Genomic DNA, 16,478 nt, shown 5'->3' on the forward strand with positions numbered 1-16,478 from the left:
GTTTAAATTTATAAATAACTCACGTTTTATTAAACAGTGCTTGGCAAGAAATTAGCGAGAAAAACGATCGGCGCTAAAGGGCTCAATATCAACGAGTGTTGGTTTGTCATGAATCATCTCTTCGACGATACGACCGGTCATTGGCCCTAAAGTAAAGCCTTGATGGCTATGACCAAAGGCAAACCATAATTTGTCATGCTTAGGCGCAGGACCGATAACCGGCTTCATATCAGGCATACAAGGACGTGAGCCTGCCCATGCTTCACTTTCAACGGCATCTTCTAGCGGTAGAATTTTGCGCGCAAGTTTTAACACGGTATTTAATTGGCCAAAGTTCTTTGGCGCATTCATCGTCGTCATCTCAGCACCGGTGGTAATGCGGATACCTTGTTGCATTGGCCCCATCACAAAGCCTTTATCCATATCAAACATACTATGATGAATGGTATTTTTCTCATTCACTTTAAAATGCTGATGATAGCCACGCATCGGGAACAACGGCAAATCATAACCAAGCGGTTTGATTAAATCATTCGACCAAGGTCCAGCGGCAATGACCAATTTATCACTGTAATAAGTGTCATTGTCGGTAATGACTTTCCAGCCGTTTTCTTCTTGTACAATTTCTTTGACGCTGCTTTCTTTGATGGTACCTTGCATCTCTTGGAAGTTTTTAGCATAAGCTTTTACAAGTGAGCTTGGGTTTGACACTTGCCAAGAGTTGAGCCAATGAATCGCGCCAACGAACGCGTCAAAATTGGCACTAGGCTCCATGGCTTTTAACGCTTCAACCGTCAAGACGTTATGCTCAACACCCTGATTGCGCGCGTCAATAGCAGCAGCAATGGCTTCTTTAAACGTCTCTTCAGAGCGATGCAGCTGCAACCAACCATCACGGGTAATCAATTCATCCGCACCAGAGGCTTCAATCATGGTTTGGTGCTCGCTGGTACAATGCTCAATCAGCGTCTGCCATTCCGCTTCTATTTTTTTGACTGAAGCAGGTGTAGAATATTTCCAATACTGCAATAGCGCCTGATGATAGCGCAAAATAGCCGGAATTCGATAGCGAATATCAGTCCCTTGGTTCGGCAATACGCGTATCATTTCAGTCAGATGGCGCGGAAACGGATGGGTATGAATCGCCTCACGCTGAATCAAACCCGCATTGCCGTATGAAGTCTCAGAGCCCGGTAACTTTTTGTCTAACAGCAATACTTGAGCGTTATTTTTTTGTAGATGCCAAGCAACTGAGGTGCCAACCATCCCTGCACCGATAACGATCACTTCATAGCGCATAACTTGTCCTTTTTTAAGGTCTTAATACAGAATGTCAAATATGAGAAATAACAGATAAGGGAGTAATAGTAACGCATTGCGCGCCAGATTAAACCCTTATGATATAAATATTTTTGCTATTGAATACTTTTGGTCATGGATTTCAATGGAAGGTATTTTTGATAGGAATAATGGAAGTATGATTGAAAAAATAGTGCTGATGTAAGTAGATTAAAAACAATAAACGATTTCAAAAATGAGGCAGCTAAACGTTGTGAGGTTAGCTGCCTTTTAGAATTAATGACTATTTTAGCGTTAAGAGCGATGCATATCCTACATTTATCACAAGCAATCACCACCAAATCGGATCTTCATTCGCTAGCGTCTCTAAAAGCCTTTTACTGGTCTCGACCGTTAACTTATCAGCAGGTAGCTCAGCAATAAATCTTGAGGGCTTATCAAAGTATCCTGAATAGCTTGAGAAGTACTCTGGCGCGGTTAAAAACAATCTGCTCTTAGCGCGACTGCAGGCAACATAAAACAGCTTACGCTCCTCCTCTAACTCTTCAAAATCACTGAGCGAGCGATAGTGCGGCGTCATACCATCGACGAGGGAATTGACAAACACAACAGGCCATTCAAGCCCTTTGGCACTATGAATGGTAGAAATGATAACTTTGTCATTACTATCTTCGCCTTTTTCAGTCTCGCCTGCGGTAGCAACTGAATCATTGGGCGGATCAAGGGCAAGATTTTCTAAGAATTTATCGAGACTGTCATACTCTGTCGCTAGGTTTTTGAGTACACGAAAATCTTCGCTACGTTCACGCCAATTCTCTTCAATCGTTTTTAGGAGAGGAATATAAAACTCTAGAATCCGCTCAATCACTATTTCGACTGACTCTGCCTGACTGGCTTTGGTCAAAGTCGTATGCAATGATTTAAGCTGTGGGCTTTTTTTCGCAAATGATGGTGTTAATAGCGGCTCGAAAGTGTTGCTATTAACATTATTATTAACATTGCTATCGGCATTAATGGCTTGGGTCAAACGCGTTGCCGTTACCGCTCCCACCCCTTTAAACAAGGTTAAAATACGGTGCCATGCAATCGTATCATTTGGGTTATAAAGTATTTTGACAAAGGCTAAGACGTCCTTGATATGGCGTCTTTCAATAAAGCGGATGCCGCCTACGACAATAAAGGGAATATTGCGCTCCATAAATTCAAGCTGAACGTAGTTGGATTGAAAGGACGTGCGGCACAAGACGGCAAAATCTTGATAATCGTAATCCGGTTTTAATTCGATAATTTTATCAGCGATATACTTTGCTTCTTTGGTTTCATCGCTTAAACGGCGAAAAACTGGCTTTATGCCTTCTATAGATGCGCCCGAGTACAATTGCTTTTGATAGCCTAACGTGATTTGAGCCGATAAAGCATTGATATAATCAAGCACCGCTGGTGTACTGCGATAATTTTGCTCTAGCTTAATCAGTTTTGCTTCGGGATAGCTTTCGCCAAATAATAAGATATTTTCATAATTGGCACCGCGAAAGGCATAAATACTTTGGTTATCATCACCAACAACCATCAGCGACACCGATATAGGCGCACAGATGAGGTCAATGAGTTCTTTTTGCGGAATATTGGTGTCTTGATATTCATCGACCATGACATAACGATAGTGCTTTTGTAGCAGTTGACGAAAAGTGTCATTGTGTTTTAGATGCCGCACCACTTGACTGATGATGTCATCAAAATCGTATAAATGGTTGGCGCGCTTATACTCATGAAAGTCGACGGCCAATTGCTCAATAACAGGAATATGCACGGCGATATCAGGATAACTGCTTTCAATTAAGTCACGAATATGAATGCGCCGATTTCTAGAGGTTGAGAAGATATTTTGCAAGGTTTTTTTGCGCGGAAATGCTTGATTGATTATTTTGGCCGGATACTTTTTTTCTTTATTAATCAAATCAATAGCGTCTTCACTGTCGCCGGTATCTAAAATAGTAAAGCGCGGATTGATACCAAGCAGCCCAGAATATTGGCGCAATAACATATTGCAAAATGAGTGAAAAGTGCCGCTAGTGATATCATTTAACGCCTTACTGTTTATGTGACTATTATCATCTAGACGGCTAGCCAGCAAAGTTCTAGCGCGACTTTTAATCTCATTGGCCGCTTTACGGGTAAAGGTCAATAGCAGAATCTCTTTTGGCGCTACACCATTTTCTATCAGGTAGCTGGTTCTATAGGTCAGAGTTTTCGTTTTACCAGAACCTGCACCGGCGATAACCAACACCTTGCCCTCAGTTGTGGTAGCAGCCAATAGCTGATTAGGATTTAACTCACTGGCATAATCCACTTGCAACCCTAAATGACTGGCAAGCCGTTGCTCTAATATTTCAGCATCCGCATTTATCAAGTTGGCCTCGAGCTTTTTAATCGCCTGCTCAAGCCGCATAAGCTTGGGTTTCATGTCAACGAAATTTTGCGGATAATTATAATGGTGGGTAGCAAAAATGGTGGTCATTATTAACAATTGCCTTTGGTATGGTTTATCGTGCTAGCTATTGATGACAGCGCAGCAGCATACATCATCATTTATAGGTAGTAGCTTATCATAATAGGCAAAGCTCTGAGGGTCGTTGATAACGAACATTGATATTAAACGGCGGTATTAAGTATTGTTATTGACCATAAAAATTGGAACAGCAAGCACAACAACCTCACCCATTTTGGCTGAAATTTGCTACAATATGCCCAATTTTGAGTTACTATTTTACGAAGTCTGTTATTGACTGATTTTATTAATATATTGAGAGCATGTTATGGGTTTTAATTGCGGCATTGTCGGTCTACCAAACGTGGGTAAATCCACCCTGTTTAACGCCTTGACCAAAGCGGGTATCGCCGCTGAAAACTTTCCATTTTGTACCAAGGATCCCAATACAGGTATCGTACCTGTACCAGATCCACGCCTGAAAAAATTGGCTGATATCGTCAAGCCTGAGCGCGTATTGCCTACGACCATGGAATTTGTTGATATAGCAGGTTTGGTCGCTGGCGCGTCAAAAGGCGAAGGTATGGGCAACCAGTTTTTAGCCAATATTCGCGAGACCGATGCGATTGCTCACGTAGTACGCTGCTTTGATGATGACAACGTCGTCCACGTTGACGGCCGCGTCAGCCCTATCGATGACATCGAAACCATCAATACCGAATTGGCATTGGCAGATTTAGAAGCCGTTGAGCGCGCTATCCACAACTTAAGCAAAAAAGCCAAAGGCGGTGATAAAGACGCCTCTGCTATGCTCGATATTTTCAAAAAAATCGAGCCTTTATTAGCAGAAGGTAAAGCGGCTCGCGCTGCCAATTTAGACAAAGACGAACAAAAACTGATCAGAAGCTATGGTCTGATTACCCTAAAGCCAACCATGTATATCGCTAACGTTGCTGAGGATGGTTTTGAGAATAATCCATATCTTGATGCAGTGCGTAACTACGCTACTGGTGAAGACTCTATTGTCATTGCGCTATGTAACCAAATCGAATCTGAAATTGCTCAGCTTGATGAAGATGACAAAAAAGACTTCCTAGCTGAAATGGACATGGAAGAGGCTGGCCTTGATCAAGTCATTCGCGGCGGGTATGAGTTGCTTGATATGCAGACTTATTTCACTGCGGGCGTCAAAGAAGTCCGCGCTTGGACAGTTGCTGTTGGTGCAACGGCTCCTGAAGCCGCTGGTGTGATTCATACTGATTTTGAACGTGGCTTTATCCGCGCTGAAGTGATTGCTTATGATGACTTTATCGAATACAACGGTGAAAAAGGCGCAGCTGCTGCAGGTAAATCACGCTTAGAAGGCAAAACCTATATCGTACAAGATGGCGACGTGATGCATTTCCGCTTTAACGTTTAACGTTTAATAAAGCGGATTGCGTGTTTACACAGTCTTATTAGAGAACAACCAAAAGCCAGCTTCAAAGCTGGCTTTTTTTATTATAATAAAGGGAAGAACGTTAGAATAATTAACCTCTCTAAAAACAACGATAAAATAAAATGATAAAAATAACGGACTATAACCTATGACTGCTTCTGTTAATCAAGTGCTTAATTCCAGTGACCATTGGGCAAAATTATTTAATGCCCAGCGTTTAGGGAGTCATAAAAAAGCCCCTGCCGAGGACAGCGCGCGCTCCTCCTTTCATAAAGATTACGACAGACTGGTGTTTTCACACTCCTTTCGCCAGCTTAACCAAAAAACCCAAGTCCATCCCCTAACCAATCAACTCGGTATTCATACGCGCTTAACGCATTCGCTAGAGGTTTCTTGTATTGGGCGCTCCTTGGGCATTATGGCGGCAGAGAAGCTGCATGATAAATTAGATGGTGGCTTACCAAATGGTGTCGCGCCCGCTGATGTTGGTGTTATTGTACAAGCGGCATGCCTTGCCCATGATATCGGCAACCCACCGTTTGGTCATGCCGGAGAGTACGCCATTCGTGACTGGTTTATGCATCCTGAGCGTCAAAAGATCTTGCACAACCTAAGTAGCAATGAGCAGTTAGACTTGCTTGCTTATGAAGGTAATGCGCAGGGATTTCGCATCCTTGCCCGCAATGAGCACCACCCTGATTTAGGCGGTATGCGCTTGACTTGCGCCACTTTGGGCGCGTTTATGAAATACCCTTGGCTTGCAACCCATAGCAATGCTATTTATCAAGACAGTCCCACCACTAACATGCAAAAATTTGGCTGCTTTTATAGTGAGGCAGCTCAATTAGAAGAGTTAGCAGCACGTTTACATCTGCCGCGCTCCGAGCAACACGATGGCTTCGCTCGTCATCCGCTGGCTTATTTATTGGAAGCGGCAGACGATATCTGCTATGCGCTGATAGATTTGGAGGATGGCATCAATTTGAATATGCTAAGCTATGCGGAGGTTGCGGCTATTTTTTATGAGTTGATTGGCGAGCGCCCTGATACGCTTAATTTACCCACTCATGTGTCAGTCAGGCAGCATTTGGCATCGCTGCGGGCACGGGCAATGATGCGTTTGGTCAATGCCGTCACCGATGCTTTTGTAGCCAATAGTAACGCTATGCTGGCTGGGACGCTACAAGGCAGCCTGTTTGCCCATTGTGATGCAACTGTGCAAAGCGGCATCACCCAAGCTAAGCAATTGGCGCGTGAAAAGATATTTAATCACCCAAGTAAAGTACGCATGGAGCTGATGGCCAATCAATGCCTGCAGCGCCTGCTCGATGCTTTTATGCCATTGGCTTGGACAAATGAGACCAGCGCTTCCATAACCCAAATGTCCTTTGAGCAGCAGCGTCTGCTAAAATTGCTACAGCCGCATCTCGATGAGCATCGTCGCGTTTTATCCGATGACACCTATGATAATATGCTCAATGTCTTAGACTTTATAACCGGTATGAATGACCATGAAGCGTATCGATTGGCGCAAGAGCTACAAGGACATTGGGGCACTATTGTTTAAGCGAAATGTTTAAGCAGCAAGTTTAAAAAGAAGTCTAGAATTAATTTAAAACCAAGCTTAAAATTCAGTCTAAAACCAATTCTAAAAACTGGACAATCAACGATAACCGTCTATTTCATTCGTATTTTCGCAATGAAATGAGTATGATAGACATCTATCAGGTAATTTTGAAATATTATGAGTAGTCGCGAACAAAAGAAACTTCAAACACGGCACGCTTTTTTTAATGCGGTGCTCGATTTATGTATGACGGGGCAATCTTTTAGCTCAATCAGTCTCAGGCAAGTCACGCGTGAGGTTGGCGTGGTGCCGACCGCCTTTTATCGCCATTTTGATGACATGGAATCGCTCGGTCGTGCCTTGGTTATCGAAGAGTTGGGCGGTACGCTAGCAACTTTAAGTGACAACCTGCAAATTGGGCGCAAACGTAGCTTTGAGCGTCAAATCGCTAAAAGTATCCAGATGTTTTTATATATGGTCAGCGAGCAGCCTTGCTATTGGCAATTTTTAGTCAGTGAACGCTATGGCGGCTCAGAAGCGGTACGCAAAGCCATCAATGAGCTGATTAAAAACCACGGGCAGAGTCTAGCAGACGATTTAGCCCTACAACCTGCTTTTGCCCATATCAATACTTATGACCGTAGATTATTGGCTGAGGCTGGGGTCAATATGTTCTTTTCCTGGATTATTGATTGGCTAGAGCTGACCTATACCGAAGACCATGATGATGAAGTCGACTTGGCTGATATTGAAGATAAAAAACAGCTGATGCTGCATAATTGTACACGGCAAGCACAGATGCTGTTTTATGGTGCTTACAACTGGAAATCTACGGAAGAAACCCGTTTAAGTGATTAATTGGGCTTAATTTTTGCAAGTTATTTGATGATACTTATCTTACCATTTCTTTAGAGATAGTCTTTTAGTTTCCATGTAGCTATCGTCATCAAAAACTTGGTCGAAAAGCCCAAAGTCGCTGCGTTACTACGCGTACCTCTTTGGGCTTTTTATTATCAGTATTTTGAGCGTTTTTCGTATTACTATCAGCGTTATTAGCATCATTGCTATTTTCATTACTGTTACTGTTATTACTGCTATTTGCTATTTCACCCTCAGCCGCCGCTTTGCTAATAACAATGGTCGCAAAGCGTTGTCTTGCCTGACCACCATCCGCATTATCACTAGCGGTAATAAGCGCCATAAAAGCTTGGCTATCAACCGCTAATAATGGTTTTAACGCTTTGCGCTGCTCTGCTTTTACACTACTTAATATCGGCAACTGCCAGATATCATCAATAGAGCCAAATGCTTGCTTTGCTCGCAGCTCAACGATGCTCTGCATTTGCTGACTGCTCGCACCCTCTAGCAAAGCGGCCAGCAAAACGGGGCTGGCGGTATTGATATTAATGGGTAAATAATACGGCACCGCTGTGATATAGGGACGCAGTGCCGCTAATACTTGCGCATTAAGACCCTTCACTTCTGCTAATTGATCGATACTAAGCAAGGCTTGATTGGGTAAAATGTTGTCCACGCTGCTATTAGCCTGCTGAGCATAAACCACACTTTCATCACCGCCATCTTGATAGACCTCGCTGTCGCCATCTTGATAATCAAGGACGGCAATGGCGATATCAGGTTCTAAATTTAGCTGCGTGAGTAACCTTTGAAAGACAGCCAATGCGGCAGTATCAACGGCGCCATTATGATATAAATTATTAATATTAAAACGACTGCCCTCATCGCGTAATTCGATGCCGATGCTATGTCCGCCTAGCGTATAAGGCGGTATTGGCTGCGCCCAAATATCCTGCGCGCTATCGGTATCATTTAATTTAGCATCAGCACGAATCAAGGTAACGGCCAATTGCTGACCTGCGTTGATATCTTGTAAGAGCTGGTTTTGGTCAAACAATAAGCCGCTGCGCCTAATGGCAATCTTTTGACTGGCCAGCATCGCCCCTGCAACCACAGTAATACTGACCACCAATAGCAAAATAGTCAGCAGCGCGACTCCTCGTTGAGAGTTGGCTTTCATAGAAGCTATAGGCATCATTGGCCTCATTTGTGGCTTAGTTGGCATAAACAGTCTCTATCATTGACCAAATGGGGCATTTTCAGTAGCGTTGCCTGAGTTATTATCTGCTACATTACCATTGGCTGCATTATCGTTATTGGTGCCGTCATTACTGTTGCCGTTATTATTGTTATTACTATCGTTACCATTGCCATTAGGATTGTTAGGAGTATTTTTATTGCTGGTATCTGTACTTATATTTGGGATTGGTTGCGGAGTAAGTGCCCATTGCCAAGTAATGGGCATATCCTGATAAGTAAAGTTGAGCACGACCCCTTTTGGCAGTAGCATAATTTCAGAGGGCGCATTGGCTGAATTTGCCGTCGGCGCTGCTAAAGCATTGTTATTGATGTTGCTGCTGTCTTTATTGGGAAATTTGGCGCTTAATTCAGGTAAATAAGCTTGCCAGCGCCCAGCCGTGACGCCTTCAAGCAATACACTATCTAGACTAATGCTGTCACTGCCACCGGCAAGACTGGTATATTGACGACGAATTAAGCGCTCATCAGCAAAAATGTATTCGATATGCTGCACACTCGCGCTGCTTTGATAACGTGGGTCGGGGTCGGCAAAACGCACAAAGCTGATACGTGCGCCGTCTAGGCTCATAAAGGGTTCAGGCGCTGGTGCATTTTCTTGATTGCTATTATTAGTATTATTATTTGCAGTGCTGTTAGTTGCAGCATTGTTGGTTGGAGCGTTATTAATTAAGGAATTAGCACCTTGCGTATCCACTGCCTGATAAGGAATCATTTGGTTCATATCTTGCTGTAACTGCAGATAGGCATATTGCAAAACCGCTAAATTATCCGCATGAAACTGCGCCCGTTCACGCGCACGGTTAACACCATCAAATACTTGCCAACCTGCAACCGCTAGCATGGCAAATATCGCCATCGCAACCATCAACTCTAGCAAAGTGAATCCATGATTTGATTTCATGGATTGCCTCCATTAGGGTTTAATCGGCTCAAATCCAAACTACCGACTTCTTGCTCAGCGTTACTTAGCATCACGTTGATATCCGTTACTGCGCTGCGTGTCTGTCCGTCTATAATGGGTGCAACAGTAATATTCACCTGCTTTAATACGGGTGTGATGGCATCTGTGGCAGTCATTGTCACTTGCCAATCGCGACCTTGCGCATTGATAGTTTGGGTTTTGTTGGCCGTCAGCCACGTATCTTGAATACGCAAGTCTGCTGCCGCGTTTTGTGCAACAAACTGCGCTAGCGTACGAGTGCGCAAGACATCGACTGAGCTTAAATACGCACTACTAGCCCGGCTCGCGGCGACGGCAACGACCGCCAAAATCGCTAAAGCAACCATGACCTCAATCAGGGTAAATCCGCTCTCATGCTTTGACAGAGCGGGTTTAGGGTTTGTATAGGTCGATTTGGCTTTATCATTATCTATCATAAGTTAGCGCCCTTGCCCTATCGACATACTGCCATCAGGCATAATCGTAATCACCTCACCCACCAAACGTGAATTATGGCGCACCTCAATCGTTACCGGCGTGGCCTGCCCTGTCCCAAACCATAGTACTTGCGGTACGTTTTGGTCGCTAAACCACAGCTGCAGCGCTTGCGTTTGGCCTGCGTTTGCCTGATTACCTGCATCCAAGCTTTGCACGCTTAAGCTCACACCCGTAGGCAATACAGGCAAACTAACTTCTGGCTCAAGCTCCCAGCTTGGTGTGGGTGCTTTATCTGCAGCAGCAGCTGACATACTCGTCAAATCCGCTGACAGCTCCATGGCGTTCTTAGGCGTACTGTCTCCACTAGAAGCTATGGAAACCTGAGTTTGATAAGCAACATAAGGATTAAATAGAGTGACAATGACAGGCGTGACTTGGCCTTGTTTATCAGCTTGTAAGCTCAAACCCATGGGCTGCATACGCTCAGCGGACAACAATCGTACATAGCTTAATGAATCCGTTAAATGCTCATAAAAAGCACGGTTTTTGCGCGATTCACTACTACCGACCGACAAACTCATCATGCCAGCAAATATAGATAGAATGACGACCACCACTACTATTTCGACAAGGGTAAAACCCGCTTGCCCGATGCGGCTGTGCGCGTGAGGAGCGGCTATTGAAGAAATTGAGGAAGTCGGTTTTGACATACAGAAGTCATCTAGAATGGTGTCATTTTATTAGAAATGACACTGAATTGTGTGGTATGAGTATGATGGAGATAAAACGATAGATATGCCTGATTAAAAAATAAATCTGTACACATGTTAGAAGATAAATTTAACGTGCTGCCATACAGAATATAACAACACGGATTTTATAAAAAAATAACTCAATACATTAAAAATATAATAGGAATCTAGTAATTGGTATTACGGTGCTCTTCTGACTCAGTATCGATTTGCTCCACCAATTCTTGCATATCCTCATCCATCACCTCGTCATCGGCCGCTGGATAATGGCTTGGCAATTCAAGCATTTGCTGCACAAAGGCATAACGCAAAGTATCACGGCGACCTAAGTAGCGCTGATAAAAACTTGAGTTTAATAATCCTGCACCGCCCTGACCCATCGCCCAAATCGAGGACAAATAATCGCGCGTACTTAAGCTACTGTGCTGCTCTTGTAAATACGCACTGATAATATCAATCAAACGCTTCATACGCTGACGACGAATATCGTAAAGCTCGCCGAATAAGCGATTCAAACCCGTCACCGATGCCGCCAAACGTTCTTCGATTTGATTAAGAAGCATGGCTTTTTGTGGATTAAACAATTGCTGAAAAATCATACGTGCGACACCTGCCGACGGGCAGTCATCAATACGGTTAATCTCAAATAACTGCTCTTCATAACGAATAATAATACGCAGGTAGAGCTCATCTTTACTGGAGAAATGCTTATACAAGGTGCCTTTAGCCAAATCAAGCTGGTCGGCCAAACTGTCCAAAGTGATATCACCATCGCCTGACTCAAGTAGCAATTGCTCTGCCATCGCTAAGATATTCTCTTCTCGTGCCTTGAACTGGTGCTGACGACTCATAATCTCTCCTAAAATCTGACAATATCATGCATATGACCATCATTTACATCGGTATATCGGCAGCGCATGTATAAGTCATGCAACAGCTACGCCAATATCATCCAAGGAAATATGCTTATGTTTGCTAAATAGTCATTGATAATCATAAGGTTAAGTTCAGTATTATGAATACTTATAGAACAGAACCAGAAGACTAGCTAATAAATGACTGAGTGGTCATAGCATAACCATTTTAGTGGTACTGTGCCAGTAAATTCTCAAAGTTTTTTGCAGTCATTGCACCTACTTCCCCGCTACTACAGCCGTACATCTCGGCAAGATAGCGTGCCACATATGGCACGTATGCTGGCTCATTGGGTCTACCACGTTTAGGCACCGGTGCTAAATACGGGCTATCCGTTTCGATAAGCATTCTATCTTTGGGCATATTTTTTGCAGCATCTTGAATCATTTGTGCACTTTTAAAGCTAACAATGCCTGAGAATGAGATATAAAACCCTAAGTCTAATGCTCGTTTTGCGGTTTCCCAGTCTTCAGTAAAGCAATGAATGATACCGTGTTCAGCGCCTTCCGCTTTTAAAATATCAAGCGTATCTTCTTTAGCATCACGCATATGCACGACTAGAGGTTTCTTCAAGCTTTGGCTGGCATGAATATGACGCGCAAGGCTGGCTTGTTGCTCTTTTTTGTTTTCTGTCGACCAGTAATAATCCAGCCCCGTTTCCCCTATCGCCCATACATGGTCCGCATCAGCGGTTTCAATTAAGCGCTCAACCGTCGCTGATTGTAAGACGCTGATATCTTCACAAGGATGAATGCCGACGCTCATACCAAGATTTAGCGTTTCGTCCCCATAAGTGCTGACGATATTGGCAATCTCATCATATTCAGCGAAATCACACATAATGGCCATCGCACGGGTGACATTGGCTTCTTTCATCGCGGCAATTGCGCCGGACAATTGACCATCATACTTGGTTAAATCTAAACGGTTTAGATGGCAGTGGCTATCAGTAAACATAAACAATCTCGTTAATAAAAATCAATAAGTAGAATTATCTTATAATATAGATTTGGTAATCGTAATAGTATTAATTGCTCTAAATAGCACTGTTTTCAAGGGGTGTTTAACAGTAAGCTATCAGGTTAGCTATTCATAACATTCCAATTGGATTTATTGATGATATAAATATGGCTAAAAAATTATAAACATACTACGCAAATAATGGTGTATCACTGGTAAAAACCTCGCATCCTCTACTCCTTTTTCACAAGTTCTATCATTATGAATCATAAAAAAACCGTATCCCTAGTACCTATTATGAAGACTCTGCTACCTAAATATTTTTACAAGCAACGATTTTTATTACAGGACAACGGACACGACAATCATATCGATATCGCTAAAGATGCACATATTATTGGCAATTCAGCTATCACCATTCGTAAAGGTCATGACAATCAAATCACCATTGGTGAGCATGGTAAATTTAATAAGCTAAAAATTGATATCAATGGTAGTCACAATCAAATTATCATCAGTGAGTATGTCAAATTCTCTGGTCAATTATTGATCGTTGGCAATCATTTACACATACATATAGGTGAGCACACCACTGCCATAGATTGCTATATTTTGGCACGTGATAAGAGCGTGACCATAGGTAAATCTTGCATGATATCGCGTGGCATCGAAATTCGAGCGACTGACGTCCACAAGGTTTACGATATAGACTCTAAAGTACGTCTGAATGATGCTCATGCTGATGTCGTATTAGGAGATCACATCTGGGTTGCCGCCAACGTAACCATCTCTAAAAACGTCACTATCGCTAGCGGTTGTATCATTGCAGCAGGTGCTTTTGTCAACAAACCCATTGAGACGCCAAACTGTATGGTCGCTGGCACGCCTGCAAAAATTATTCGCCAAAATGTACGCTGGGAGCGCTAAAAAACAGCTGAAGCAATGTAAGTTAATTAAGAGGCACCACGCGCATCACCTCTTCTATGGTCGTCACCCCTTCACTGATACGCTTTGCCCCAGATAAGCGCAGCGGCTGTACGCCTTCACGGTAAGCTTGCTGCTTAAGTACGTCCAAATTGGCATCAGCGGCGACCAGTTTTTTTAGCTCATTTGATAACGGCATGATCTCATACAGACCAACGCGACCTTGATAGCCGGTATGGCGACAGTGTTCACAACCCTGCGCTTTATAAACTTGTGCTGGCACTGGGGCGCGCCAAGGCTGTACCAATTCTTGCCACTGAATAGCAATCTCGCTATCTGGTCTCACATCGATGGCTTGCTTACAATGCGAACATAATGTCCGTAACAGACGCTGCGCCATGATGCCTAGTATCGTGGCCGAGGTTAAAAAAGGCTGAATACCCAAATCATGCAGACGGGTGATTGAGCTTGGCGCATCGTTAGTATGCAGAGTCGATAGTACCAAATGCCCTGTTAACGATGCTTGCACCGCCATATTGGCAGTCTCAGCATCGCGAATCTCACCGACCATTATGATATCTGGGTCTTGGCGCATCAAAGAGCGAATACCATCAGCGAAATGCAAATCGACCCCTGGATTGACCTGCATTTGATTAAAGGCCGGCTCAATCATCTCAATCGGGTCCTCAATAGTACAGACATTGACTTGCTCAGTGGCGAGCTGCTTCAGCGTACTATATAAAGTGGTCGTTTTACCTGAACCGGTCGGACCACTAACCAATATAATGCCATTTGGATGCGCGGTCAGCTCATGCCACGTTTCAAGCTGCTTACCCGACAGACCAAGCTGGGCAAATGAACGCACCAGCACTTCTGGGTCAAATACCCGCATGACAAGCTTTTCACCAAAAGCAGTCGGCATGGTAGAGAGACGCAGCTCAGTCTCTAAGCCTTTTGGCGTACGGGTTTTTAGGCGTCCATCTTGCGGCTTACGTTTTTCTGCGACATTAAGCCGCCCCAAAATTTTAATACGTGCGGTCACCGCCACTATAATGGCGAGTGGCATCTCGTACACGCTATGTAGCACCCCATCGATACGAAAGCGCACCTTGCCTCTTTCGCGGCGTGGTTCTAGATGAATATCACTGGCACGCTGCTCAAAAGCATATTGCAATAGCCAATCGACCACTTTGACAATATGTTGGTCATTGGCATCGGGATTGGTGTTATCGCCCAGCTGCAATAAAGCTTCGACATTGGTGACGTCCGCCGCTGCACGCTTATGTAGGGAGTTCGCGCCTGCAATCGCTTGCGTGACTTGATAAAACTCTTGCCGATAGCGATTGATTTGTTCAGGATTAATAAAGACTGTACGATAGCTTTTTGACTTAATGAGCTTTTCAATATTGCCATGCCAATCGGTATAAAATGGTTGATCAGTACCGATAACCACCTCATCAAGCGTCACTTCAATCGGTAAAATATGCTGCGAGCGCGCATACTCAAACGACATCAGCTGCGTCACCGCCGGTACATCGACCTTTAACGGGTCAATACGCACCAGCGGCATATCTGCTTTGGCAGCCAACCATTGATTAAGCCATGCCAGCGTTAATTTATTCTCAGAATGACTATCAAGCGCGTGACCATTTGGCAGCCCAAACTCACTAATCGTTAAGAGCGGATGCTGCGCCTTATTACGGCGACTGGTAATGACGAGATTATAGCCGCGCTGATCAATCACCCTATCTGCCAACAATTCATCTAGGCACCAACGTAAATCAATCACTATCGAATATTTTTGAGCAGGCATAGTTTTATTCTTCTATAGTTGCATTTTTCTATGGTTTAGGTCATTTGGTCGGCGGTGATGTTTACTATAACTCTGATATTTACTTTAATTATACTGCGACAATATTCGTTATCTGTAATTCACCCGATTCCAGCAATTGAAAGCTGATATCGACAGATTTATAACGCATGACAAATGACGTATTTATCTCTGTACGCCGATAAGCAGGGCGTGGGTCTTGTGCTATTAACGCTCTGATAGTATCAAGATCAGACCTTAATAACTGCTGTTGGGTTTTATCAATGACTGCTTTGACTGATGATTGTTTATTTTGAGCATTTTCTGCTGCTATATTATCTGCACTTTGCTTGGCGATAATTTGCCCAAATTGCTCATAACCCAATTTGGTAATCGTCACACCCAATAAGTGTGGCGCAGAGGGCGCAAAACCGCTTTGTGCATCAGGCAATGCATCACTATAAGCCACATAAGGCTTGATATCGATGATGGGCGTGCCATCTATCATATCAGCACCGCTAATAATAAGTAACACCCGACCTTCTACAATCTCAATGCGTTCAAGCTTGACCACAGATAACCCAAGCGCGGAAGGTCGATACATACTGCGACTGGCAAATACGCCTATTTTTTGATTGCCACCCAAGCGCGGCGGGCGAACTTGCGGGCGAAAAGCGCTCTCGACCTTTTCTTGCTGATTATGATTATCTAAACCGGTCTGCTTGTCTTTATGCAACTTGTCTTTATATAAATAGTTATGATGAAACTGCCAACTGATCCAAATATGGCTAAAATCCTCCAGCCCGATAAATGCCGCTGGCGTATCATA

Annotated in this window: 14 protein-coding genes; 4 read left to right on the top strand and 10 right to left on the bottom strand. The window is 43.7% G+C overall.

Annotated features, from left to right (window positions below; genetic code table 11):
- Positions 1–51 precede the first annotated feature (51 nt).
- Entirely contained in the window at positions 52–1,299 is a 1,248-nt protein-coding gene (locus B3Q63_RS12465) for an NAD(P)/FAD-dependent oxidoreductase (RefSeq protein ID WP_296177261.1), read from the bottom strand.
- Between the two features lie 331 nt (positions 1,300–1,630).
- On the bottom strand, positions 1,631–3,820 hold the full coding sequence (locus B3Q63_RS12470; RefSeq protein WP_349676435.1) for an ATP-dependent helicase: 2,190 nt from the start codon (positions 3,818–3,820) through the stop codon (positions 1,631–1,633).
- Positions 3,821–4,115: 295 nt separating this feature from the next.
- On the opposite strand from B3Q63_RS12470, the gene ychF reads away from it, so the two are divergent.
- The 3 genes from ychF (at position 4,116) to B3Q63_RS12485 (ending at position 7,650) form a co-directional block, all read left to right on the top strand.
- Positions 4,116–5,207 (top strand): redox-regulated ATPase YchF, encoded by a 1,092-nt coding sequence (gene ychF / locus B3Q63_RS12475; protein ID WP_201564938.1) that lies wholly within the window; start codon positions 4,116–4,118, stop codon positions 5,205–5,207.
- Between the two features lie 166 nt (positions 5,208–5,373).
- On the top strand, positions 5,374–6,792 hold the full coding sequence (locus B3Q63_RS12480; protein WP_296177266.1) for a deoxyguanosinetriphosphate triphosphohydrolase: 1,419 nt from the start codon (positions 5,374–5,376) through the stop codon (positions 6,790–6,792).
- A 177-nt stretch (positions 6,793–6,969) separates the two neighbouring features.
- Positions 6,970–7,650: a TetR family transcriptional regulator gene (locus B3Q63_RS12485; RefSeq protein WP_201564940.1), complete on the top strand. Its 681-nt coding sequence runs from the start codon at positions 6,970–6,972 to the stop codon at positions 7,648–7,650.
- Between the two features lie 88 nt (positions 7,651–7,738).
- On the opposite strand, the gene gspK is transcribed toward B3Q63_RS12485, so the two are convergent.
- From gspK to B3Q63_RS12515, 6 genes are all read right to left on the bottom strand, one after another.
- A complete protein-coding gene (gene gspK / locus B3Q63_RS12490) occupies positions 7,739–8,845 on the bottom strand; it encodes a type II secretion system minor pseudopilin GspK (protein WP_296177271.1) in 1,107 nt (368 codons plus the stop codon).
- Between the two features lie 42 nt (positions 8,846–8,887).
- Positions 8,888–9,811 (bottom strand): type II secretion system protein GspJ, encoded by a 924-nt coding sequence (locus B3Q63_RS12495; RefSeq protein WP_296177274.1) that lies wholly within the window; start codon positions 9,809–9,811, stop codon positions 8,888–8,890.
- Positions 9,808–10,287: a type II secretion system minor pseudopilin GspI gene (gspI, locus tag B3Q63_RS12500; RefSeq protein ID WP_296177276.1), complete on the bottom strand. Its 480-nt coding sequence runs from the start codon at positions 10,285–10,287 to the stop codon at positions 9,808–9,810. The genes B3Q63_RS12495 and gspI overlap by 4 nt, the downstream gene beginning before the upstream one ends.
- Before the next feature lie 3 nt (positions 10,288–10,290).
- Positions 10,291–10,998, bottom strand: a complete 708-nt coding sequence (locus B3Q63_RS12505) for a prepilin-type N-terminal cleavage/methylation domain-containing protein (RefSeq protein WP_296177279.1) — start codon at positions 10,996–10,998, stop codon at positions 10,291–10,293.
- A 209-nt stretch (positions 10,999–11,207) separates the two neighbouring features.
- Positions 11,208–11,891 (bottom strand): TetR/AcrR family transcriptional regulator, encoded by a 684-nt coding sequence (locus tag B3Q63_RS12510; protein ID WP_068405549.1) that lies wholly within the window; start codon positions 11,889–11,891, stop codon positions 11,208–11,210.
- Positions 11,892–12,123: 232 nt separating this feature from the next.
- On the bottom strand, positions 12,124–12,912 hold the full coding sequence (locus tag B3Q63_RS12515) for a TatD family hydrolase (protein WP_296177285.1): 789 nt from the start codon (positions 12,910–12,912) through the stop codon (positions 12,124–12,126).
- 300 nt (positions 12,913–13,212) lie between these two features.
- On the opposite strand from B3Q63_RS12515, the gene B3Q63_RS12520 reads away from it, so the two are divergent.
- On the top strand, positions 13,213–13,842 hold the full coding sequence (locus tag B3Q63_RS12520; RefSeq protein WP_296177288.1) for an acyltransferase: 630 nt from the start codon (positions 13,213–13,215) through the stop codon (positions 13,840–13,842).
- 22 nt (positions 13,843–13,864) lie between these two features.
- Here the strand turns inward: B3Q63_RS12520 and B3Q63_RS12525 are convergent, their stop codons facing one another.
- Both B3Q63_RS12525 and B3Q63_RS12530 read right to left on the bottom strand, forming a co-directional pair.
- Positions 13,865–15,652: a GspE/PulE family protein gene (locus B3Q63_RS12525; protein WP_296177291.1), complete on the bottom strand. Its 1,788-nt coding sequence runs from the start codon at positions 15,650–15,652 to the stop codon at positions 13,865–13,867.
- Positions 15,653–15,740: 88 nt separating this feature from the next.
- Positions 15,741–16,478: tRNA (N6-threonylcarbamoyladenosine(37)-N6)-methyltransferase TrmO (locus B3Q63_RS12530; RefSeq protein ID WP_296177294.1), on the bottom strand; the 738-nt coding region annotated here is incomplete at its 5' end.

Origin of the sequence: Psychrobacter sp. UBA2769, from assembly GCF_002352555.1 — a bacterium.
GTDB classification, from domain to species: domain Bacteria; phylum Pseudomonadota; class Gammaproteobacteria; order Pseudomonadales; family Moraxellaceae; genus Psychrobacter; species Psychrobacter maritimus.